This is a genomic window from Kosakonia sp. PSU_27 (assembly GCF_039409795.1).
Classification (GTDB): Bacteria; Pseudomonadota; Gammaproteobacteria; order Enterobacterales; family Enterobacteriaceae; genus Kosakonia.
Genome location: NZ_JBCIVK010000003.1, coordinates 26,008 through 46,572 on the forward strand (window position 1 = coordinate 26,008; position 20,565 = coordinate 46,572).

The 20,565-nt window shown below is 56.0% G+C and carries 16 protein-coding genes; 10 read left to right on the forward strand and 6 right to left on the reverse strand.

The features are described from left to right. Nucleotides 1-31: 31 nt before the first annotated feature. Both AAIG26_RS07100 and AAIG26_RS07105 read right to left on the reverse strand, forming a co-directional pair. Complete coding sequence (locus AAIG26_RS07100; RefSeq protein ID WP_017459031.1) at nucleotides 32-880, reverse strand: MurR/RpiR family transcriptional regulator; 849 nt, start codon at nucleotides 878-880, stop codon at nucleotides 32-34. A gap of 130 nt (nucleotides 881-1,010) precedes the next feature. After that, nucleotides 1,011-2,255 (reverse strand): MFS transporter, encoded by a 1,245-nt coding sequence (locus tag AAIG26_RS07105; RefSeq protein WP_097407589.1) that lies wholly within the window; start codon nucleotides 2,253-2,255, stop codon nucleotides 1,011-1,013. A 193-nt stretch (nucleotides 2,256-2,448) separates the two neighbouring features. Between AAIG26_RS07105 and yfhb the strand changes: the two genes are divergently transcribed. After that, nucleotides 2,449-3,084 carry a phosphatidylglycerophosphatase C gene (gene yfhb / locus AAIG26_RS07110; protein WP_343180357.1) on the forward strand — a complete coding sequence of 212 codons (636 nt, stop codon included), beginning with the start codon at nucleotides 2,449-2,451 and terminating at the stop codon, nucleotides 3,082-3,084. Between the two features lie 45 nt (nucleotides 3,085-3,129). Beyond that, nucleotides 3,130-3,654: a tRNA adenosine(34) deaminase TadA gene (gene tadA / locus AAIG26_RS07115; protein WP_174240595.1), complete on the forward strand. Its 525-nt coding sequence runs from the start codon at nucleotides 3,130-3,132 to the stop codon at nucleotides 3,652-3,654. A gap of 19 nt (nucleotides 3,655-3,673) precedes the next feature. On the opposite strand, the gene mltF is transcribed toward tadA, so the two are convergent. Beyond that, nucleotides 3,674-5,266, reverse strand: a complete 1,593-nt coding sequence (gene mltF, locus AAIG26_RS07120) for a membrane-bound lytic murein transglycosylase MltF (RefSeq protein WP_238328396.1) — start codon at nucleotides 5,264-5,266, stop codon at nucleotides 3,674-3,676. A gap of 239 nt (nucleotides 5,267-5,505) precedes the next feature. Here mltF and purL point away from each other — a divergent pair, with 239 nt between their 5' ends. The 5 genes from purL (at nucleotide 5,506) to glnB (ending at nucleotide 13,846) form a co-directional block, all read left to right on the forward strand. Continuing rightward, nucleotides 5,506-9,393: a phosphoribosylformylglycinamidine synthase gene (gene purL, locus AAIG26_RS07125; protein ID WP_343180358.1), complete on the forward strand. Its 3,888-nt coding sequence runs from the start codon at nucleotides 5,506-5,508 to the stop codon at nucleotides 9,391-9,393. 535 nt (nucleotides 9,394-9,928) lie between these two features. Next, complete coding sequence (qseE, locus tag AAIG26_RS07130) at nucleotides 9,929-11,365, forward strand: two component system sensor histidine kinase QseE/GlrK (RefSeq protein WP_071925215.1); 1,437 nt, start codon at nucleotides 9,929-9,931, stop codon at nucleotides 11,363-11,365. Then, nucleotides 11,362-12,099, forward strand: a complete 738-nt coding sequence (qseG, locus tag AAIG26_RS07135; RefSeq protein ID WP_020454737.1) for a two-component system QseEF-associated lipoprotein QseG — start codon at nucleotides 11,362-11,364, stop codon at nucleotides 12,097-12,099. The genes qseE and qseG overlap by 4 nt, the downstream gene beginning before the upstream one ends. Then, nucleotides 12,096-13,433 (forward strand): two-component system response regulator GlrR, encoded by a 1,338-nt coding sequence (gene glrR, locus AAIG26_RS07140; RefSeq protein WP_017459023.1) that lies wholly within the window; start codon nucleotides 12,096-12,098, stop codon nucleotides 13,431-13,433. Before qseG ends, glrR begins: the two co-directional genes overlap by 4 nt. A gap of 74 nt (nucleotides 13,434-13,507) precedes the next feature. Next, on the forward strand, nucleotides 13,508-13,846 hold the full coding sequence (glnB, locus tag AAIG26_RS07145) for a nitrogen regulatory protein P-II (RefSeq protein ID WP_002438074.1): 339 nt from the start codon (nucleotides 13,508-13,510) through the stop codon (nucleotides 13,844-13,846). A gap of 36 nt (nucleotides 13,847-13,882) precedes the next feature. Here the strand turns inward: glnB and hmpA are convergent, their stop codons facing one another. Next, the gene (hmpA, locus tag AAIG26_RS07150; RefSeq protein WP_343180363.1) at nucleotides 13,883-15,073 is read right to left on the reverse strand and encodes an NO-inducible flavohemoprotein; all 1,191 of its coding nucleotides are present in this window, start codon (nucleotides 15,071-15,073) and stop codon (nucleotides 13,883-13,885) included. Nucleotides 15,074-15,389: 316 nt separating this feature from the next. Between hmpA and glyA the strand changes: the two genes are divergently transcribed. After that, nucleotides 15,390-16,643: a serine hydroxymethyltransferase gene (gene glyA, locus AAIG26_RS07155; protein ID WP_008502165.1), complete on the forward strand. Its 1,254-nt coding sequence runs from the start codon at nucleotides 15,390-15,392 to the stop codon at nucleotides 16,641-16,643. A 46-nt stretch (nucleotides 16,644-16,689) separates the two neighbouring features. Here glyA and AAIG26_RS07160 read toward each other — a convergent pair whose 3' ends face one another. Beyond that, the gene (locus AAIG26_RS07160) at nucleotides 16,690-17,559 is read right to left on the reverse strand and encodes a nickel/cobalt efflux protein RcnA (RefSeq protein ID WP_343180364.1); all 870 of its coding nucleotides are present in this window, start codon (nucleotides 17,557-17,559) and stop codon (nucleotides 16,690-16,692) included. 143 nt (nucleotides 17,560-17,702) lie between these two features. On the opposite strand from AAIG26_RS07160, the gene rcnR reads away from it, so the two are divergent. Beyond that, nucleotides 17,703-17,975: a Ni(II)/Co(II)-binding transcriptional repressor RcnR gene (gene rcnR / locus AAIG26_RS07165; protein ID WP_160269130.1), complete on the forward strand. Its 273-nt coding sequence runs from the start codon at nucleotides 17,703-17,705 to the stop codon at nucleotides 17,973-17,975. Nucleotides 17,976-18,101: 126 nt separating this feature from the next. Next, nucleotides 18,102-19,244: a 3-phenylpropionate MFS transporter gene (locus AAIG26_RS07170; protein WP_045510469.1), complete on the forward strand. Its 1,143-nt coding sequence runs from the start codon at nucleotides 18,102-18,104 to the stop codon at nucleotides 19,242-19,244. Here AAIG26_RS07170 and csiE read toward each other — a convergent pair. Next, on the reverse strand, nucleotides 19,241-20,518 hold the full coding sequence (csiE, locus tag AAIG26_RS07175) for a stationary phase inducible protein CsiE (protein ID WP_045510455.1): 1,278 nt from the start codon (nucleotides 20,516-20,518) through the stop codon (nucleotides 19,241-19,243). The genes AAIG26_RS07170 and csiE overlap by 4 nt on opposite strands. Nucleotides 20,519-20,565 lie beyond the last annotated feature (47 nt).

Genomic DNA, 20,565 nt, shown 5'->3' on the forward strand with positions numbered 1-20,565 from the left:
GCTAAGGCACCTCGTCCGTCAGGACGGGAGGCTACACCAGTTTTTTCACCAGTTCTTCGCTATGGCGAATACGCTCCGGCGCATGCTCAAGATCCTGCTGTACCAGCGCCATAAACAGTAAATCCGTGAGCATCATTTGCGCGCTGGTGGAAGAAATCGCCGCGCTGCGTGTCGCTTGCTCTTCCGCGATGGTGTACAGGCAGTGCGTGGCCCGCTGCTGTAATGCGTTCGGCGTGAAGCCGGTGATGGCGAGGATCTTGCCGCCAACGCGCAGTGTCTCATCGGCCGCCATGTTGATTTCTCGGCGTTCGCCGCTATAAGAGACCGGCAGCAACAGATCGCCCGGCTCCATCGCCTGCACGGTTGCCAGCAGCGCGTGCATATCCTGCTCGACCACGGCGTTAACGCCGATTTTCATCAGTTTCCAGCCAAAATTACGTGCGACCAGCCCGGAAGCGCCGATACCCGTCAGGATAATACGCCGCGCTTCGCGCAGCAGCCGCACGCTCTCCAGCAGTTTCTCCTCGCTGTTAACATCGAGCGAGGCATGCATGGCGCTCTGGTACTCTTTAATCAGCTTTTCGCCCACCACCCGCAGCGGATCATCACCACGGATCTGGTTATGTACCGGCACAGACCACGGATTGCTATTACTGGCTAACGCTTCGCTGATCGCCAGTTTCATCGCCGGAAAGCCTTTGAAATCCATCTTCTGGGCAAATTTCACCACGCTGGACTGGCTGACGCCTGCTTCAGCGGCCAGCTGTTGCGAACTCAAATGGCGGGCGCGATCGGGATTTTCCAGCAGAAATTCCGCCAACTTTTTATCGCTCTGCGCAAGGCCTGGGTAGCGCTGGCGAATGCGGATTAGACAATTCATAAGATCTCCGGGAGCAAACCCATCCGCGATATTTTGCCGATGAATGAATTTAATATTCCAGTAATAGATTGCGATTATGAATTAAAAATTCTTTTAGCACAAAATATCCCTGAATGGGTTTTGACAGCGATCAAGAGGATCCGCTGAGGCTGCGTTGTTTAACCTTAGGTGAATTATCGAGCAGACGAATTGCCGGAATAAAACTGGCACCTGCGCAGGCAATGACCACCGCGATTGCCGAGGCGATCAGCACGTTGCTGCTACCAAAGTGCGTCGCCAGTGGCCCGGCGGCCAGCTCACCAACCGGAATGGCGATAAATGACCCCATTGCATCGTAGGCATAAACACGCGCCAGCTTCTCTGGCGGAATATGTGTTTGTAATGACTGCGCCCACGCCACACCGAACAGGCCGAAACTGACGCCTGCGAGGAAAAACGCCGCCAGCAACCACGTTGTAGAAACATTTTGGCTGAGGAGATAGATCGGCACCGCGCATACGGCAACCAGCATCACGCCGATAAACAGATCGCGTCGCGGACGCCAGCGCAGCGCGAGGAATGAACCGACAATCAAGCCCACGCTCTGCGCGGCGACAATCATTCCCCAGCGCGTGCGGCCAAACGAGGCATCGGCAATGATCGGGCCGAGTACCATCACCACGCCGCTGAACGCGGCATTAATAATGGTGAACTGCACGACAATGGCCCACACCCAGGCGCGGCTGATGAACTCTTTCCAGCCATCGCGCAGATCTTGCAGGATATTGCTTTGCGCCGCTGTCTCCTGAATAGCGCCCATGCGAATGGCGAGATAAAGCGGAGCCGAGGCGGCAAAGCCCAGTGCGTCAATCGCCAGCCCCCAGCCAGGCCCGACGGCGCTGGTGAGGATGCCACCGAGCGACGCGCCGACGACCGTTCCGCTATAAATACCAAGCTGGATAAAGGCATTGGCTTCGCGCAGGTTATGCGCTGGCACTGTTTGCGGCACCAGCGCGGACGAAGCCGGCAGCGCGATCCCCGCCGCCGCGCCGTTAATGGTGCCGAGTATCGCGAGGAGCAGCACCGTCGCTGAACCGTCCAGCACCAGCCAGGCGACAACGCCTTGCGAACAGGCGGCGACCAGCGACGACAGCACCAGCACCTGGCTGCGTGAATAGCGATCGGCCAGCACACCGCCGACCAGCAAAAACGCCACGTTAAACAGTGAACGAGCGGCCACCACAATACCGAGTTCGGTGGCGGAACCGCCAATGTCCAGCACCGCAAAAGCCAGCGCAATGGGGGCAATGCCGTTACCGAGCACCGTCAGCAGACGGGCAAAAAACAGATGGCGAAACGGGGCAAAATGAAAGGCGCGCGTATGTTGTGTTGTCATCAGGATCGCGGTGAAGTATAGGTTCGGGTCAGTGTAAAGCATCCTGGCCTTGCCAACATAGCCGCTGATTATTACAGGTATCGGTGACCGATTGTTACCGGAAAAGTGAGGGGCTATCTGTTAGGCTATTGAAAGAGCGATCGCCAGAAGGAGAGGCCCGGCGGTCGAAGGTTAACCAACAGAGGACTCCCATTTGGCTAACAGCGAGCGCCGCGTCGTCTTTTTTGATCTGGATGGTACCCTGCATCAGCAGGATATGTTTGGCACGTTTCTGCGTTACGTTTTGCGTCATCAGCCGTTAAATGCGTTGCTGGTGCTGCCTTTGTTGCCGGTGATTGCGGGCGGATTATTACTCAAAGGACGCGCCGCGCGTTGGCCAATGAGCTTGCTGCTGTGGGGCTGTACGTTTGGCCATAGCGAACGGCACCTGAATGCGTTGCAGCAGAAATTTGTCAGCTGGTTTCGGCAGCATGTTACCGCCTTCCCGGTCGTGCAAACGCGGTTAACCAACTATCTGGCGGCGTCCGATGCGGATATCTGGCTGATTACCGGCTCGCCGCAGCCGCTGGTGGAGCAGGTCTATTATGATACCCCGTGGCTCCCGCGCGTTAATCTGATAGCCAGCCAAATCAGCCGCCGCTACGGTGGTTGGGTGCTGACTATGCGCTGTCTCGGTCATGAAAAAGTCGCCCAGCTTGAACGCAAAATCGGTACCCCGTTGCGCCTCTACAGCGGTTACAGCGACAGCAAGCAAGACAACCCGTTGCTCTATTTTTGCCAGCACCGCTGGCGCGTGACGCCGCGTGGCGACTTGCAACAGCTCGAGTAGTGTCGAACCGATAACGGCTGTGTATAATGCGCTCCGCCTGAATTACTGGAGTATCTCGCTTTGTCCATTCCTGAACTGAATCACGACGTCTGGATGCGTCATGCGCTCACGCTGGCGAAACGCGCCTGGGAAGAGGGCGAAGTGCCGGTAGGCGCGGTGCTGGTGCATAACGGTCAGGTGATCGGCGAAGGCTGGAACCGGCCGATTGGCCGCCACGATCCTACCGCGCATGCGGAAATTATGGCGTTGCGCCAGGGTGGGCTGGTGCTGCAAAACTACCGTCTTATTGATACCACTTTATATGTCACGCTGGAGCCATGCGTTATGTGCGCGGGTGCCATGGTGCATAGCCGTATCGGTCAACTGGTTTTTGGTGCGCGGGATGCGAAAACCGGCGCGGCGGGATCGCTGATTGATGTGTTGCACCATCCGGGCATGAACCATCGGGTGGAGATAACCGAAGGCGTGTTACGCGACGAATGCGCCGCGATGCTGAGCGATTTCTTCCGCCAGCGTCGGCTGGAGAAGAAAGCCCTGAAAAAACCGGCTGGCGATCCTACTGCTTTTTAGCGCGTAGTGGCGTTAAGCGCTAGCGGTTAACTTTCAGCGGGTTTTGCACCAGCGCGTCGGACACCAGCAGCGGGTTACGCGGGAAGGCTTCATTAGCGGTTAATGCGCTAAAGGGCAGCACGCCGTAAGCCGGGCGATTTAATTCTTCTGTTGATACCGCCGGGTAACTCCTGGCCAGCTTCACTGCTTTTGCGGCCTCTTTCTCTTTTTCCAGTAAATAACCGACCAGGCTAATTTCATACTTACGAATATTTTCTACATAGGCATAGGCTTCGTGTCCGCGAGCGTAGCCGTACGTCAGCTTGCTGTAGTACTGTTTCTGGCTTAATAACGGCAGGCGCTGTTTCACGTCTGCCCAACTGTCCGGGTTGCCTTTGGTTTTCGCCGTTAACGCGCGGGCATCCAGCATGTGCGCATAGCCCATATTGTAAGCCGCCAGCGCGAACCAGATTTTTTCATCCTGCGGCACGGTGTCCGGCACTTTGCTCATCATGTCCACTAGGTAACGCGCGCCGCCGCTGATGCTTTGCTCGGCGTCAGTGCGATCGCTTAAACCTAAGCTCTGCGCCGTATTACGCGTCAGCATCATCAAGCCGCGAACGCCGGTGGGTGAGGTGGCCTGGGAGTCCCAGTGTGACTCCTGATAAGAGATGGCCGCTAACAGTCGCCAGTCGATCGCCTGGGCGTATTTTTCAAACAGCGGTTGCAGATCCGGCAGTACGCTATCGACGGCGCGTAAAAAGGTACGCGTGTCGACATAGTCAAAATCCTCGCCGTGGCCGAGATATTTCTCCTCCAGCCGCGCAAGCGTGCCGTCTTCATTCATATAATTGAAAAAATCGAGCATCGCGGCCGACAGCGTATTATCGTCATCGCGCTTGCTAAACCAGGTGACGGGTTGCTCGTCGGTGATATCCAGCGCCACCGCCAGCTCGGGGTGCACGCGCTGGAACAGGCTAATGGCGACCGAATCAGCGACGGTGTAGCTCAGTTTCCCGTCGACCACTTGTTGCAGCAGCGCGGTCGTGCCGAGCTTTTCATCCACCGTCCAGCTTAACTCCGGGTACTTCTTCTCTTTTAATTCACGCAGATCGTCCAGGGCGACATGACCGGGAGCGATGGTTAACTGGCTGGCATTAACGGATTCCAGCGTACGGGGGCGGTAGCTGCCCACGCGGTACACCAGTTGCTGAGAAACCGAATAGTAGACCGGCCCGGTTTGATAGTTCTTCACCCGTTCGCTGTTGTAGACCAACCCGGCGGCGAGCATATCGGCGTCGTCATTATCAAGGTCATCAAACAGTTGACTGATATTCTGGCGCACCGTGACTTTCAGTTTGACGCCAAGGTAATCGGCGAAATGCTGCGCGAGATCGTAATCCAGCCCATACGTTTTGCCATCAACGGTGTTGTAAGTGAGCGGTGTGGCAACCGTACTGACGCGCAGCTCCCCACGAGCTTTGATCGCCGCGATGCGATTGTCGGCTTTGCCGAACCAGGGGATAGAAGGCCACAGGGCCGCTGCCAGCAGCAGGGTGACAATGCCGATGAGCAGATAATTAATCTTAAATTTTTTCAAGGAGTTAATTCTCTGCGCCGTGCTTTGCCTCAGAAGATTCTCGTGATGATAACAGTAAGGTTTGTCGGTGATTGAGCGGCATTCTGCGCAACAAAACGCCAGTTGGCAACTAATTAGAGCATTCGGCGACAGCTATTGTTAAAAATTGACGGCGATTTTATTTCGACGCAAACGGTTTCGTCGGCGCGCAGGATTCTCTATAATGACGCCCGTTTTCCCCTGGTGCACACTTAAAGCGTCCCCGACGCTTCGTAATCGAAGACGAGAGACTTATGATGGAAATTCTGCGTGGTTCGCCTGCATTGTCCGCTTTCCGTATCAACAAACTGCTGGCACGTTTTCAGGCCGCCAACCTCCCGGTAAGCAACATTTACGCCGAATACGCTCACTTCGCCGATCTTAATGATGGGCTGACAGAAGATGAATACGCGCGGCTCCAGCGCTTGCTGAAATACGGCCCGAGCCTTAGCAGCCATACCCCGACCGGAAAATTACTGCTCGTCACTCCTCGTCCCGGCACCATCTCTCCCTGGTCTTCTAAAGCTACCGATATCGCCCACAACTGCGGCCTCAACAAAATCAATCGCCTTGAGCGCGGCGTCGCCTATTACGTTGACGCAGCCGGGCTGACTGACGCCCAGTGGAACGACGTTGCCGCAGAGCTGCATGACCGCATGATGGAGAGCGTATTCACGTCACAAGCCGACGCCGAACGCCTGTTTGAGCACCATCAGCCTGCGCCAGTACAGAGCGTGGATCTGCTCGGCGAAGGCCGTCAGGCGCTGATTGATGCCAACCTGCGTCTGGGGCTGGCGCTGGCGGAAGACGAAATCGACTACCTGCAAGAGGCGTTTACCCGCCTGGGGCGCAATCCGAACGACATTGAGCTTTATATGTTCGCGCAGGCGAACTCTGAGCACTGCCGCCACAAAATTTTTAACGCCGACTGGGTGATTGATGGCAAGCAGCAGCCAAAGTCGCTGTTCAAAATGATCAAAAACACCTTCGAGCAAACGCCGGATTTCGTGCTGTCGGCCTATAAGGATAATGCCGCGGTGATGGAAGGTTCCGAAGTGGGTCGCTTCTTCGCCGATCGCGGGGAAGGGCGTTACGACTACCATCAGGAACCGGCGCATATTCTGATGAAGGTGGAAACTCACAACCACCCGACGGCGATTTCGCCGTGGCCGGGGGCGGCGACAGGTTCCGGCGGCGAGATCCGCGACGAAGGCGCAACCGGCCGTGGCGCGAAGCCAAAAGCGGGGCTGGTGGGCTTTTCCGTTTCTAACCTGCGTATTCCTGGCTTTGAACAGCCGTGGGAAGAGGATTTCGGTAAACCGGATCGTATCGTTACTGCGCTGGACATTATGACCGACGGCCCGCTGGGCGGCGCGGCGTTCAATAATGAATTTGGTCGTCCGGCGCTGAATGGTTACTTCCGTACTTATGAAGAGAAAGTGAACAGCCACAATGGCGAAGAGCTGCGCGGCTACCACAAACCGATCATGCTGGCGGGCGGCATCGGCAACATCCGTGCCGATCACGTGCAGAAAGGTGAAATCACCGTTGGCGCGAAACTGATCGTGCTGGGCGGTCCGGCGATGAATATCGGTCTGGGCGGCGGCGCGGCCTCTTCAATGGCATCCGGTCAGTCCGACGCGGATCTTGATTTTGCCTCCGTACAGCGTGACAACCCGGAGATGGAGCGTCGTTGCCAGGAAGTTATCGACCGCTGCTGGCAGCTGGGTGATGCCAACCCGATCCTCTTTATTCACGACGTTGGCGCGGGCGGCCTTTCTAACGCCATGCCGGAGCTGGTGAGCGACGGCGGTCGCGGCGGTCGTTTTGAGCTGCGCGATATTCTGAGCGATGAGCCGGGAATGAGCCCGCTTGAGATCTGGTGTAACGAATCGCAGGAGCGCTACGTGCTGGCGGTTGCCGCCGATCAACTGGCGCTGTTTGACGAGCTGTGCCGCCGCGAGCGCGCGCCGTACGCGGTGATTGGTGAAGCGACAGAAGCCCAACATCTGACGCTTAACGACAGCCACTTTAACAACCAGCCGATCGATATGCCGCTGGATGTGCTGCTGGGTAAAACGCCGAAGATGACCCGCGATGTCGCGTCTCGTCAGGCGGCTGGCGAAGCGCTGAACGTGCAGGGCATTTCCATTGCCGATGCGGTTAACCGCGTGCTGCACCTGCCGACCGTGGCGGAAAAAACTTTCCTTGTGACCATCGGCGACCGTACGGTGACCGGTATGGTCGCGCGCGATCAGATGGTTGGCCCGTGGCAGATTCCGGTGGCGAACTGTGCAGTCACCACCGCCAGCCTTGATAGCTACTACGGTGAGGCGATGGCGCTGGGCGAACGCGCGCCGGTGGCGCTGCTGGACTTCGCCGCTTCCGCCCGCCTGGCGGTGGGGGAAGCGCTCACTAACATCGCTGCAACGCAGATTGGCGATATCAAACGTATTAAGCTGTCGGCGAACTGGATGGCCGCCGCCGGGCACCCGGGTGAAGACGCCGGGCTGTATGCCGCAGTGAAAGCGGTGGGTGAAGAGCTTTGTCCGGCGCTCGGTTTAACCATTCCGGTGGGTAAAGACTCCATGTCGATGAAAACCCGCTGGCAGGAAGGCAGCGAGCAGCGCGAAATGACCTCGCCGCTGTCACTGGTGATCACCGCGTTTGCCCGTGTTGAAGATGTTCGCCGCACGGTTACCCCGCAGCTTTCCACGGAAGATAACGCCCTGCTGCTGATTGACCTGGGTAATGGCAATAACGCACTGGGTGCCACCGCGCTGGCACAGGTTTACCGCCAGCTTGGGGACAAACCGGCTGATGTGCGTAACGTTGAGCAACTGAAAGGTTTCTTTGATGCTATCCAGGCGCTGGTGGCGGACCGCAAACTGCTGGCTTATCACGATCGCTCCGATGGCGGCCTGCTGGTCACGCTGGCAGAGATGGCCTTTACCGGTCACTGCGGCATCAACGTTGATATCGCGTCTCTGGGCCAGGATCGTCTGGCGGCGTTGTTTAATGAAGAGCTGGGCGCGGTGATTCAGGTGCGCGCGGCCGATCGCGAAGCGGTAGAAAGCGTGCTGTCGGCTTATGGTCTGGGTGATAGCGTTCACTATCTCGGTACTGCCGTTACTGGCGATCGCTTTGTGATTGAAGCTGATGGCCAGGCGGTGTTCAGCGAAAGCCGTACTCAGTTGCGCATGTGGTGGGCGGAAACCACCTGGCAGATGCAGCGCCTGCGTGATAACCCGGAGTGTGCGGATCAGGAGCATCAGGCGAAAGCCAATGACAACGATCCGGGCCTCAACGTGAAACTCTCTTTTGATATCAACGACGATATCGCTGCACCGTTCATTGCTACCGGTGCGCGGCCGAAAGTGGCTGTGCTGCGTGAGCAGGGCGTCAACTCGCACGTTGAAATGGCGGCTGCATTCCATCGCGCCGGTTTTGATGCCATTGACGTGCATATGAGCGATCTGCTGGCAGGGCGCACTGGCCTTGAGCACTTCCAGGCGCTGGTTGCCTGCGGCGGCTTCTCGTATGGCGATGTGCTGGGTGCAGGTGAGGGTTGGGCGAAATCGATTCTGTTCAACGAGCGTGTGCGTGACGAGTTCGAAACCTTCTTCCACCGCCCGCAGACACTGGCGCTTGGCGTGTGTAACGGTTGCCAGATGATGTCTAACCTGCGTGAACTGATCCCGGGCAGCGAGCTGTGGCCGCGCTTTGTGCGTAACCACTCCGACCGCTTTGAAGCGCGCTTCAGCCTGGTGGAAGTGACGCAAAGCCCGTCGCTGCTGCTGAGCGGTATGGTCGGCTCGCAGATGCCAATCGCCGTTTCCCATGGTGAAGGTCGCGTGGAAGTGCGTGATGGCGCGCATCTGGCGCAGCTGGAAAGCAAAGGGCTGGTGGCGTTGCGCTACGTGGATAATACCGGGGCCGTGACGGAAACTTACCCGGCGAACCCGAACGGCTCACCGAACGGCATTACGGCTGTGACCAGTGAAAGCGGGCGCGTAACCATTATGATGCCGCACCCGGAGCGCGTGTTCCGCACCGTTTCCAACTCCTGGCATCCGGAAAACTGGGGCGAAGACAGCCCGTGGATGCGTATCTTCCGCAACGCCCGTAAACAGTTGGGTTAATTTCGTCATCATCAGTAAGCCCTCTTCTTTGTAAGAGGGCTTTTTTTCGTCTGAGCAAAAGTGTCTGCATTTCCCGACATAGGGTATTAAGCAGTGTCTCCAAAAAGAGACATTTAATTTATTGATTATAAATGATTTATTTTTGATGCTATCAGTGTGTTGCTAAATAGCGACAGGTTGTTGAAATGATAAGCACATCACACTTTCATTTTTAAAATATTAAATCATTAAAAATCAACAGATTAAATTAATTGTTGGCGTGTTGGCACAATACCTGCATAATATTACGCAGTGGCTCATTCACCTTCTTATGTCAGCCCCTTCGGGACGCGCTACATAAACTTCGAATGACGCACTTAAAGGTGCCTGCCGTCCACCTGCTGATAATTGCACTGCTTTATCAGGCATCGGGCGAAACGTCGAGTTAGGCACCGCCTAATTTCATAACAAAGCCGGGTTAATACCCGGCTTTGTTGTTTCTGGCTTTTGGTAAATCAGTTAGCATCTCCATACCTTTTTTTGCGAGAGAAGTGCATTGAAACGCTGGCCTGTTTTCCCCCGCTCGCTTCGCCAACTGGTCATGATGGCGTTTTTGTTAATCCTGTTGCCGCTGCTGGTGTTAGCCTGGCAGGCGTGGCAAAGCCTGAACGCACTCAGTGCGCAGGCGTTGCAGACTAACCGCACAACATTGATTGACGCGCGTCGCAGTGAAGCAATGACCAATGCCGCACTGGAAATGGAGCGTAGCTACCGGCAGTACTGTGTGCTGGATGATGCCACCCTGGCGCGCGTGTATCAGAATCAGCGTAAGCGTTATAGCGAAATGCTTGACGCCCACGCGGGCGTGCTCCCTGACGATAAACTTTACCAGGCGTTGCGCCAGGATTTAAACGCGCTCGCCCAGTTGCAATGTAAAAATAGCGGCCCGTCTGCCGAGGCCTCTGCGCAGCTTGAAGCGTTTGCCGCCGCCAATACCGAGATGGTGCAATCGACACGGGCGGTGGTCTTTTCCCGCGGGCAACAGCTTCAGCTGGAAATTGCCGAACGCGGCCAGTTTTTCGGCTGGCAGGCGCTGGTGCTGTTCCTGGTGAGCCTGGCGCTGGTCCTGCTGTTTACCCGCATGATCATCGGTCCGGTGAAGGGCATCGAGCGGATGATTAATCGCTTGGGCGAGGGGAGAACTCTGGGCCGTAGCGTTGTCTTTAAAGGCCCGCGCGAACTGCGTTATGTTGGGGAACGGATCCTCTGGCTGAGCGAAAGACTCGCCTGGCTTGAATCACAGCGTCATCAATTCTTACGCCATCTTTCCCACGAGCTTAAAACGCCGCTTGCCAGCATGCGCGAAGGTACCGAGTTGCTGGCCGATCAGGTTGTCGGACCGCTGACGATGGAACAGAAAGAGGTGGTGGAGATCCTCGATGCCAGCAGCCGCAATCTGCAAAAACTGATTGAGCAATTGCTGGATTACAACCGCAAGCTGGCGGAGGGTTCGGTAGAGCTGGAAACCGTGGAACTTGCGCCACTGGTAGAAATGGTGATCTCTGCCCACAGTTTGCCGGCGCGAGCTAAAATGATGCATACCGATGTCGCCCTTGATGTGGCGACCTGCCAGGCCGAACCGATGTTGCTGATGAGCGTGCTGGATAATCTTTACTCCAACGCGGTGCACTATGGTGCTGAATCCGGTAACATTTCTCTGCACAGCTATACTGCCAACGCGCGGCTCTGTATCGAAGTGGCAAATACCGGTACGCCGATCCCTGAAACGGAGCGTGAAATGATCTTCGAACCGTTCTTCCAGGGTAGCCACCAGCGAAAAGGGGCGGTGAAAGGCAGCGGGTTGGGGCTAAGCATTGCCAGGGACTGCATTCGCCGTATGCAAGGCGAGCTGCATCTGGTGGCGAGCAGCAAAGCTGATGTCTGTTTCCGTATTGAGCTACCTCTCAATGCGCCGGAAAAATCCACTCAATGAATCTAAATCTGGTGAGTATGTCGCATGTTTTTTCCCGCGTGATTAACGCGGTTACACAGCAAAACGCCTGGCTTCGCGTGTTTCCTTGTCTGCTGCTGGCGGGGTGTGTTGCACAAAAACCGCAAAGCGCGATTCATGACCTCCAGGAAGAACGGCTCCCTGAACATCAACTGGCCGATTTCTTGTCCACAGATTGCGACGATATCTGGTCGCTGTCCGGGCAAAACGTCGACACCAACCCGCTTTACTGGCTGCGCGGTATGGACTGTGCGCAACGTTTATCGCCTGCCGCCGCGCGTGCTGAAGCACGTACCTGGTCTGACGATAACTGGCAGGCCACGTTCAGGCGCGGCATTTTGCTCTCTAACGCCAAAATTTCGCCGCTTGAGCGTCGTGAATACACCGAGCGGCTGGGCGCATTAAGCCCCACGATCCCTGCGCAGGTTCGTCCACTGTTTGAGCTGTGGCGCGATGGTGAAAAAGCCCAATTACAACTGGCGGAAGAGCGCGCCCGTTACGCGAAGTTACAGCAATCCGCGGACAGCGAGCTGGATAGTCTGCGCCAGCAGCAACAATTCCTGCGCGAACAACTGGAAACAACTACCCGTAAACTGGAAAACCTCACCGATATCGAACGGCGTCTCTCCACGCGCAATAAACCCGCCGCTACTGACCTGCCGGACAGTTCTCACCCGTCTAAAAGCGACGGCACTCAGGAGGATGTGAAACCATGACCAGCCGTAAACCTGCCCATCTGTTGCTGGTGGATGACGATCCGGGGCTGTTAAAACTGCTGGGGCTGCGCCTCACCAGCGAAGGCTACAGCATCGTTACGGCGGAAAGCGGGCAGGAAGGGTTACGCATTCTTGCGCGGGAAAAGGTCGATTTGGTAATAAGCGATCTGCGCATGGATGAGATGGACGGTATGCAGCTGTTTGCCGAAATCCAGCGCGTACAGCCGGGCATGCCGGTGATTATCCTGACGGCCCACGGCTCGATTCCCGATGCGGTGGCCGCGACCCAGCAGGGCGTGTTCAGCTTTCTGACCAAACCGGTGGACAAAGACGCGCTGTATAAAGCGATTGACGATGCGCTGGAGCACAGCGGTTCGGCGATGGATGACCAGTGGCGTGAAACCATAGTCACTCGTAGCCCGGTGATGTTGCGTCTGCTGGAGCAGGCGCGGATGGTGGCGCAATCTGATGTGAGCGTGCTGATTAACGGCCAGAGCGGTACCGGGAAAGAGGTGCTCGCGCAGGCGATTCATAACGCCAGTCCGCGCAGCAAAAGCGCGTTTATCGCCATTAACTGCGGCGCGTTGCCGGAACAGTTACTGGAATCTGAACTGTTCGGTCACGCGCGCGGTGCGTTTACCGGCGCAGTCAGTAGCCGGGAGGGGCTGTTTCAGGCGGCGGAGGGCGGCACGCTGTTCCTTGATGAGATTGGCGATATGCCGATTCCGTTGCAGGTCAAACTGCTGCGCGTGTTGCAGGAGCGCAAAGTGCGCCCGCTTGGCAGTAACCGCGATATCGATATTAATGTGCGCATCATTTCAGCCACGCACCGTGATTTACCGAAAGCGATGGCGCGCGGCGAGTTTCGCGAAGATCTCTACTATCGGCTGAATGTGGTGAGCCTGAAGATCCCGGCGTTAGCTGAGCGTGCGGAAGATATTCCGCTACTGGCCAATCATTTGCTGAAACAGTCGGCAGAGAGACATAAACCGTTTGTTCGCGCGTTTTCCACCGATGCCATGAAGCGGCTGATGACCGCCGGCTGGCCTGGCAATGTGCGCCAGTTGGTTAACGTCATTGAACAGTGTGTGGCGCTCACCTCATCGCCGGTTATCAGCGATGCGCTGGTGGAGCAGGCGCTGGAAGGGGAAAATACGGCGTTGCCGACCTTTGTTGAGGCGCGTAACCAGTTTGAACTGAACTACCTGCGCAAGCTGCTGCAAATCACTAAGGGCAATGTCACGCATGCCGCGCGCATGGCGGGGCGCAACCGCACCGAGTTTTACAAATTACTCTCCCGCCATGAGCTCGACGCCAACGACTTTAAAGAGTAATGGCGAAATGATTATGGTACTGTGAGCAACCGATTACGATGCAGCAGACTGGCAAGAGCGTGTAAGGAACGACCATGAAAAAGATTGATGCGATTATTAAACCTTTCAAACTGGATGATGTACGTGAAGCGCTGGCTGAAGTCGGCATCACCGGGATGACGGTAACGGAAGTGAAAGGTTTTGGTCGCCAGAAAGGCCACACTGAACTTTACCGTGGCGCGGAGTATATGGTGGATTTTCTGCCGAAGGTGAAGATTGAAATTGTCGTGACTGACGACATCGTTGATACCTGCGTGGACACCATTATCCGTACTGCCCAGACCGGTAAAATCGGCGATGGTAAGATCTTCGTCTTTGATGTCGCACGCGTGGTGCGTATCCGTACCGGCGAAGAAGACGACGCCGCAATCTGATATTTTCCCTCACCCCGCAGGGTGAGGGTGCCTGTTTTACAACACTTTATGCGGGCCAAAGCATTCGTAATGAATGCTCTCTTTGTTCACGCCAAGTGTGACCAGCTGTTGCGCGACAAACTGCATAAAACCGACCGGGCCGCAGAGATAAAACTGCATCGCCGGATCGCTGAACTTCCCTTCCAGCGCGTGCAAATCCATCAACCCTTCACTGTGATAGCGACCGCTGTTCACCTCAGCCGCCGCAGGCTGTTGATACCAGACATGCTGGTAAAAATGGTTCAGCGACGCACCCAGTTTGCTTACTTCATCGGCAAAGGCATGCACCTCGCCATTCATCGCGGCATGGAACCAGTTTACCTGCGCGGCATGCTGCGATTTTGAAAGGCTGTCGAGCATCGCCAGCATCGGTGTTTGACCGACACCCGCGGAGATCAGCGTGACCGGTGTGTTGTTCTGCACATCAATAAAGAAATCCCCGGCAGGCGCTGCAAGATGCACGATATCGCCCACTTTCGCACTGTTATGCAGCCAGTTAGAAACCTGCCCACCCGCTTCGCGTTTTACCGCGATACGGTAGCTTTTGCCGTTGGGCTTGCGGGTCAGTGAATACTGGCGGATCTCCTGATTGGCGAAACCTTCAGGCTTCAGCCAGACACCCAGATATTGCCCCGGCTGATAAGCGGCGACTGGCTGACCGTCGACGGGTTCGAATTCAAAGCTGGTGATAAGTGCGCTCTGCGGTTTTTTCTCTACCAGGCGGAACGGGCGCGTGCCTTGCCAGCCGCCGACTTTTTCAGCGTGTTCGCTGTAGATTTGCGCTTCACGGTTGATAAAGACACCCGCCAGTACGCCGTAGGCTTTTCCCCAGGCGTCTAACACTTCTTGCCCCGGGCTGAACATCTCATCCAGCGTCGCCAGCAGGTGTGTGCCAACAATGTTGTACTGTTCCGGCTGGATCTGGAAGCTGGTGTGCTTCTGGGCGATTTTTTCAACCGCCGGCAGCAGCGCGGCAAGATTATCAATATTGCTGGCGTAAGCGGCAATGGCGTTGAACAGTGCTTCACGCTGATCGCCATTGCGCTGGTTGCTCATATTGAAAATCTCTTTCAGTTCCGGATTGTGAGTGAACATCCGGTCGTAAAAATGAGCGGTGAGTTTTGGGCCGGTAGCCGCCAGCAGGGGAAGAGTGGATTTGACCGTAGCGATGGTTTGGGCGTCGAGCATGATTGCTTCCTTTTTTACAGATTATTTAAAGTTGTATTTTAAATGCATCTTATAGCGCGGCGACCTGGCTTGTAAAGAGCGGACAATGTAAAGGGATTTACATCGTGAATAAGTTGCATCACAAACCTGAAAAGAAATCCGCTTTAACAGGGAAGTGTCTTATCGCTCAAACCCTTGTCTGACGGGGAGCCAATCGTTTGCGTAAAAACCTTTGTCAAGACCTGTTATCAGAATATTAATCAGTTATACTGTGGGCCGTTCCCCAAATTTGGGCCCTCATTTAGAGTTGTTTTGTTAGCTGAGTCAGGAGATGCGGATGTTAAAGCGTGAAATGAACATTGCCGATTATGATGCCGAACTGTGGCAGGCTATGGAGCAGGAAAAAGTACGTCAGGAAGAACACATTGAACTGATCGCCTCCGAAAACTACACCAGCCCGCGTGTAATGCAGGCTCAGGGTTCTCAGCTGACGAACAAATACGCCGAAGGTTATCCGGGCAAACGCTACTACGGCGGTTGCGAATATGTGGATATCGTTGAGCAACTGGCGATTGATCGCGCGAAAGAACTGTTTGGCGCGGATTACGCTAACGTGCAGCCGCACTCCGGCTCGCAGGCGAATTTCGCGGTCTACACCGCGCTGCTGCAACCGGGCGATACCGTTCTGGGTATGAACCTGGCGCAGGGCGGCCACCTGACTCACGGCTCCCCGGTTAACTTCTCTGGCAAACTGTACAACATCATCCCTTACGGTATTGATGAGTCCGGTAAAATTGACTACGAAGACATGGCGAAGCAGGCGAAAGAGCACAAACCGAAGATGATTATCGGTGGTTTCTCTGCTTACTCCGGTATCGTTGACTGGGCGAAAATGCGTGAAATCGCCGACAGCATCGGTGCTTACCTGTTCGTTGATATGGCACACGTTGCGGGTCTGATTGCCGCAGGCGTTTACCCGAACCCGGTTCCGCATGCGCACGTTGTGACCACCACCACCCACAAAACCTTGGCGGGTCCGCGCGGCGGCCTGATCCTGGCGAAAGGCGGTGACGAAGAGCTGTACAAAAAACTGAACTCCGCTGTTTTCCCAAGCGCGCAGGGCGGCCCGCTGATGCACGTTATCGCGGCAAAAGCGGTGGCACTGAAAGAAGCGATGGAGCCAGAGTTTAAAGTTTACCAGCAGCAGGTTGCCAAAAACGCCAAAGCGATGGTGGAAGTGTTCCTGAACCGTGGCTACAAAGTGGTATCCGGCGGGACTGAAAACCACCTGTTCCTGCTGGATTTGGTGGATAAAAACCTGACCGGTAAAGAAGCGGATGCCGCGCTGGGCCGTGCGAACATCACCGTGAACAAAAACAGCGTGCCGAACGATCCGAAGAGCCCGTTTGTCACTTCCGGTATCCGTATCGGTTCTCCGGCCGTGACTCGCCGCGGCTTCAAAGAAGCGGAAGTAAAAGAGCTGGCTGGCTGGATGTGCGACGTGCTGGACAACATCAATGACGAAGCAGTTATCGAGCGCGTCAAAGGTAAAGTCCTGGATATCTGCGCCCGTTTCCCGGTTTACGCCTAAGTTTATTCCGCTTCGAAAAACCCGCTGCGGCGGGTTTTTTTATGTCTTAGTGCAGCACGCTATAGCCGTGAATGCCCATATAAACGCCGACGAGCGCGATAAGCGCGCTGGAAAAATAGGGGGCCTTACGCGCCAGCGTGTTAAAGCCGGACCAGCGTTTTGCCGCTTGCTGGACGCTGATTGCCGCGCCAACGCCAACCGCAACCAGTGTAAGTGCAAGCCCGATACTGAAAGAGATCACTAATGTTGCGCCCAGCGTGATGGCTTTTAACTGAATACAGATCAGCAAAATGGTGATCGCCGCAGGGCAGGGGATAAGCCCGCCGGTTAAACCGAATAGCAGGATCTGACCGTTAGTCACCTCGCCGCCGGTAAAACGCCGCTCAATATCCCGTGCATGTGCCCGCTCGTGCGCATCCTGATACTCCTCTTCTTTAGTCACTTTTCGCAGCGACAAGATCGTTGGCTGCGCGGTGACACGAGTCGGTTGTACCGGCTGAAGCACCAGGCTTGGAGCACGGTGCGCGTGGCCGTGGTCATGTTCATGGTGATGATGATGCCCGGCGTGCCACGAACGTTCACCTTGCCAGGTGCGCAGAAACATCCACACCGCCGTACCAAAAATGATCACCGCAGATACCATTTGCAGCCAGGGTTCAACGGCTTGTGCGGTGAACTGGCTGCTGAGATACATACCCCCGAGCGCAATCAGCCACACCACCACCGTGTGGGATAGCGTGGCGGCGAGACCCAGCATCACGGCCTGTTTAACCGTGCCTTTGATGGCGATGATGAATGCCGCCATCATGGTTTTTGAGTGCCCCGGTTCGAGGCCATGCAGCGCGCCGAGCAGGATGGCGCTCGGAATAAAAAACCAGGCGTTCCCTTGCTGAAAAAGCGTGGTGAAGTCATTCATGAGAATAATTCTCGGTAAAAATTTGTGCGCTCAAATCTACTCCCCCCCAGTAGTAAATACTACCCCCCAGTAGAAATAAACTCCCCCCCAGTTGATGCATGGTATGCTAAGGTTCGTTTAAGCACGGTCGATTTGAGGTCTGTATGTCGCACACCATCCGGGACAGGAAAAAGCTAAAAGCGCGGGCGAGCAAAATAGAAGGGCAGGTTGCCGCGCTGAAAAAAATGCTCGATGAGCCTCATGAATGCGCCCAGGTTTTGCAACAAATCGCGGCGATCCGCGGCGCAGTAAACGGGTTAATGCGCGAAGTGATCAAAGGCCATCTGACCGATCATATCGTGCATGAGAACGACGAAATTAAGCGTGAAGCGGATCTGGATGTGGTGCTGAGCGTGCTGGATTCTTATATTCGCTAAGCAACGGCGAGCAACCTGGGGCAGATATTCGCCTGCAAACGTTGGGTAAGCGCATGTGTTGCCTGATTGTTACTTGCCAGCCCTGTTATTTATCGCCAGACTATCGCCTCCATTCAGGAGGAAATCATGGTCTTGCAGTCCACGCGCTGGCTGGCGCTCGCTTATTTCACCTACTTTTTTAGCTACGGCATCTTTTTACCTTTCTGGAGCGTCTGGCTCAAAGGCGTGGGGCTGACCCCCGAAATCATCGGTATGTTGCTCGGCGCAGGTCTTGTCGCCCGCTTCCTTGGCAGCCTTTTCATCGCTCCGCGCGTGAGCGATCCTTCCCGCTTGATTACGGCCCTGCGCGTGCTGGCGCTGGCAACGTTGCTGTTTGCGCTGGCGTTTTATGCCGGAACGCATGTGGCGTGGCTGGCGGTCATTATCATCGGTTTTAACCTCTTCTTTTCGCCGCTGGTGCCGCTCACCGATGCGCTGGCGGGCACCTGGCAAAAACAGTTCCCGATGGATTATGGCCGCGTGCGTCTGTGGGGATCGATTGCTTTTGTGATTGGTTCGGCGCTCACCGGCAAGCTGGTGAGCCTGTTTGATTACCAGGCGATTCTGGCGTTGCTGACGCTGGGCGCGGCATCCATGTTGCTCGGTATGTTGCTGCGTCCTTCCATTTTGCCGCAGGGTGAAAATCGCCAGCAGGAGGGCGCAGGCTGGCAGGCGTGGCGGGTATTGATTGCACAGAACTGGCGTTTTCTCGCCTGCGTGTCGCTGCTGCAGGGCGCACATGCGGCTTACTACGGCTTCAGCGCCATTTACTGGCAGTCGGCGGGGTACTCTGCTTCAACGGTCGGGTATCTGTGGTCGTTGGGCGTGGTGGCGGAAGTGGTGATTTTCGCGCTCAGTAACCGTCTGTTTCGCCGCTTCAGCGCACGCGATCTGCTGCTGCTTTCCGCCGTTTGCGGGCTGGTGCGCTGGAGCCTGATGGGCTGGACGACCGAGCTTCCGTGGCTGATTATTGCCCAGATCCTGCACTGCGGCACGTTTACCGTTTGCCATCTTGCCGCCATGCGCTATATCTCGGCGCGGCAGGGCAGCGAAGTCATCCGCTTACAAGCGGTTTATTCAGCGGTCGCGATGGGCGGCAGTATTGCGCTGATGACCATGATCGCCGGTTTTCTGTTTGAACATCTGCATCAGGGGCTGTTTTTTGTCATGGCCGTGCTGGCCATTCCGGCCCTGTTCCTGCGCCCGAACGTCGCCGTGCAGGCCCGCTAGCTTTCCAGCATGTCGCGGATATGCCGCTGCTGTTGCCCGCTCAGCGGACCGTCGGTGTGGATCAGCGGCGGTGAGAACAGCGGCAGCGGCGTAGTGTAAGGCGTGATAATCAATGTCACGTCTTTCGGTGCGCCGGCCTTACGAAATTCCGCCAGTGGCAGATATTTAATACTGAGCGGCAGCAGCGTTAATTCGCGCAGTTGCTGCTCAATCTGCTGTTCGCGGGTACTGTCTTCGCCAGTAATCAACACCACCTGTTTCTCATGCATATCGCTGTCCTGCATCAGCCAGGCGCCGAAAATCACCGCCACCAGCCCCGCCTCTTCATCGCTGAAGCGCAAATCATACTCGTCTTCCAGCTCCTGCAAGGCATCGCGGGTGGTTCGCATCAGACGCGGGTAAAGCTGATTGATCTCTTCGGGCAGGCTGTTATCAATGCCAATACCAAACAAGCTGCGATCCAGCGCCTGGGCAATGTGAATATAGAGCTGAGCACTTAAGCCTTGTTCATCGCTGAAACGCAGCCCCGCCAGAGCGTGAAAGCGGGCAATCATCCGGCGGATGGCTTTTTGCAGACGGCGATCCTGGTGTTGCTGGTCACGCAGCGGATCGGGCGTGCGCACCAGCATAAACAGCAGCGACAAAAACAGGTGCTCATTCTGCTGCGGATAGTCGACAACGCGACGCTGCCAGTGGCGCACAATCTCCTGCGCCACCTGATACTCGGCGCGCATTTGCGCCCACTCTTGCTGAACCGGGTTAAATTCCGGGGTATGTCCGTGGTGATGCTGCAGTAAACAATATTGCAAATAGAGACGCAGAAACTGCATATCCCGGCATTCAAAGACGCGCTGCAGGCGGCGCGAACAGAGGTTAATCAACGCCAGCAGATTTGTATCGTCGTATAACGTTCGGGCAATGCCTTGCTGTTTAAGCGCGGTTTTTAACGCCGGGGTAAACTGTTGCGTGATAAATTGCGGGCACAGCCGCAGCGCACGGCGAAGCCAGTGCAACAGGCATAAACGTTGATCGAGTGGAGCGCCCTCAATCCGAAAGCCGCCGTTAGGATGGGGAACGATAGAGAGCCGGTGGTAGCGCTGAATTTCACTTTCCGTTTCAGCGATATCCCGGCGAGCCATGGCGTCGTCCACTCCATTCATAGCGCTGATATGTTCCATGGTGACGTGTTGCCCCGGCAAGGCGAGCATCAAAAGCACCTGGCAGCGGCGCTGCGGACTGGAGAGCGCAGATGGCGGTGTCATTACAGTTGTCATCTGTCAGGTTCCAGTTGGGGTTTTTGATAAGCGTAGTTAAAGGTATG

Bases quoted from the DNA above. Each gene is read 5' to 3' on its own strand.
- AAIG26_RS07100 (WP_017459031.1), bottom strand. From the start codon at position 880: ATGAATTGTCTAATCCGCATTCGCCAGCGCTACCCAGGCCTTGCGCAG.
- AAIG26_RS07105 (WP_097407589.1), bottom strand. From the start codon at position 2,255: ATGACAACACAACATACGCGCGCCTTTCATTTTGCCCCGTTTCGCCAT.
- purL (WP_343180358.1), top strand. From the start codon at position 5,506: ATGATGGAAATTCTGCGTGGTTCGCCTGCATTGTCCGCTTTCCGTATC.
- qseG (WP_020454737.1), top strand. From the start codon at position 11,362: ATGAATCTAAATCTGGTGAGTATGTCGCATGTTTTTTCCCGCGTGATT.
- glrR (WP_017459023.1), top strand. From the start codon at position 12,096: ATGACCAGCCGTAAACCTGCCCATCTGTTGCTGGTGGATGACGATCCG.
- glnB (WP_002438074.1), top strand. From the start codon at position 13,508: ATGAAAAAGATTGATGCGATTATTAAACCTTTCAAACTGGATGATGTA.
- hmpA (WP_343180363.1), bottom strand. From the start codon at position 15,073: ATGCTCGACGCCCAAACCATCGCTACGGTCAAATCCACTCTTCCCCTG.
- glyA (WP_008502165.1), top strand. From the start codon at position 15,390: ATGTTAAAGCGTGAAATGAACATTGCCGATTATGATGCCGAACTGTGG.
- AAIG26_RS07160 (WP_343180364.1), bottom strand. From the start codon at position 17,559: ATGAATGACTTCACCACGCTTTTTCAGCAAGGGAACGCCTGGTTTTTT.
- rcnR (WP_160269130.1), top strand. From the start codon at position 17,703: ATGTCGCACACCATCCGGGACAGGAAAAAGCTAAAAGCGCGGGCGAGC.
- AAIG26_RS07170 (WP_045510469.1), top strand. From the start codon at position 18,102: ATGGTCTTGCAGTCCACGCGCTGGCTGGCGCTCGCTTATTTCACCTAC.
- csiE (WP_045510455.1), bottom strand. From the start codon at position 20,518: ATGACAACTGTAATGACACCGCCATCTGCGCTCTCCAGTCCGCAGCGC.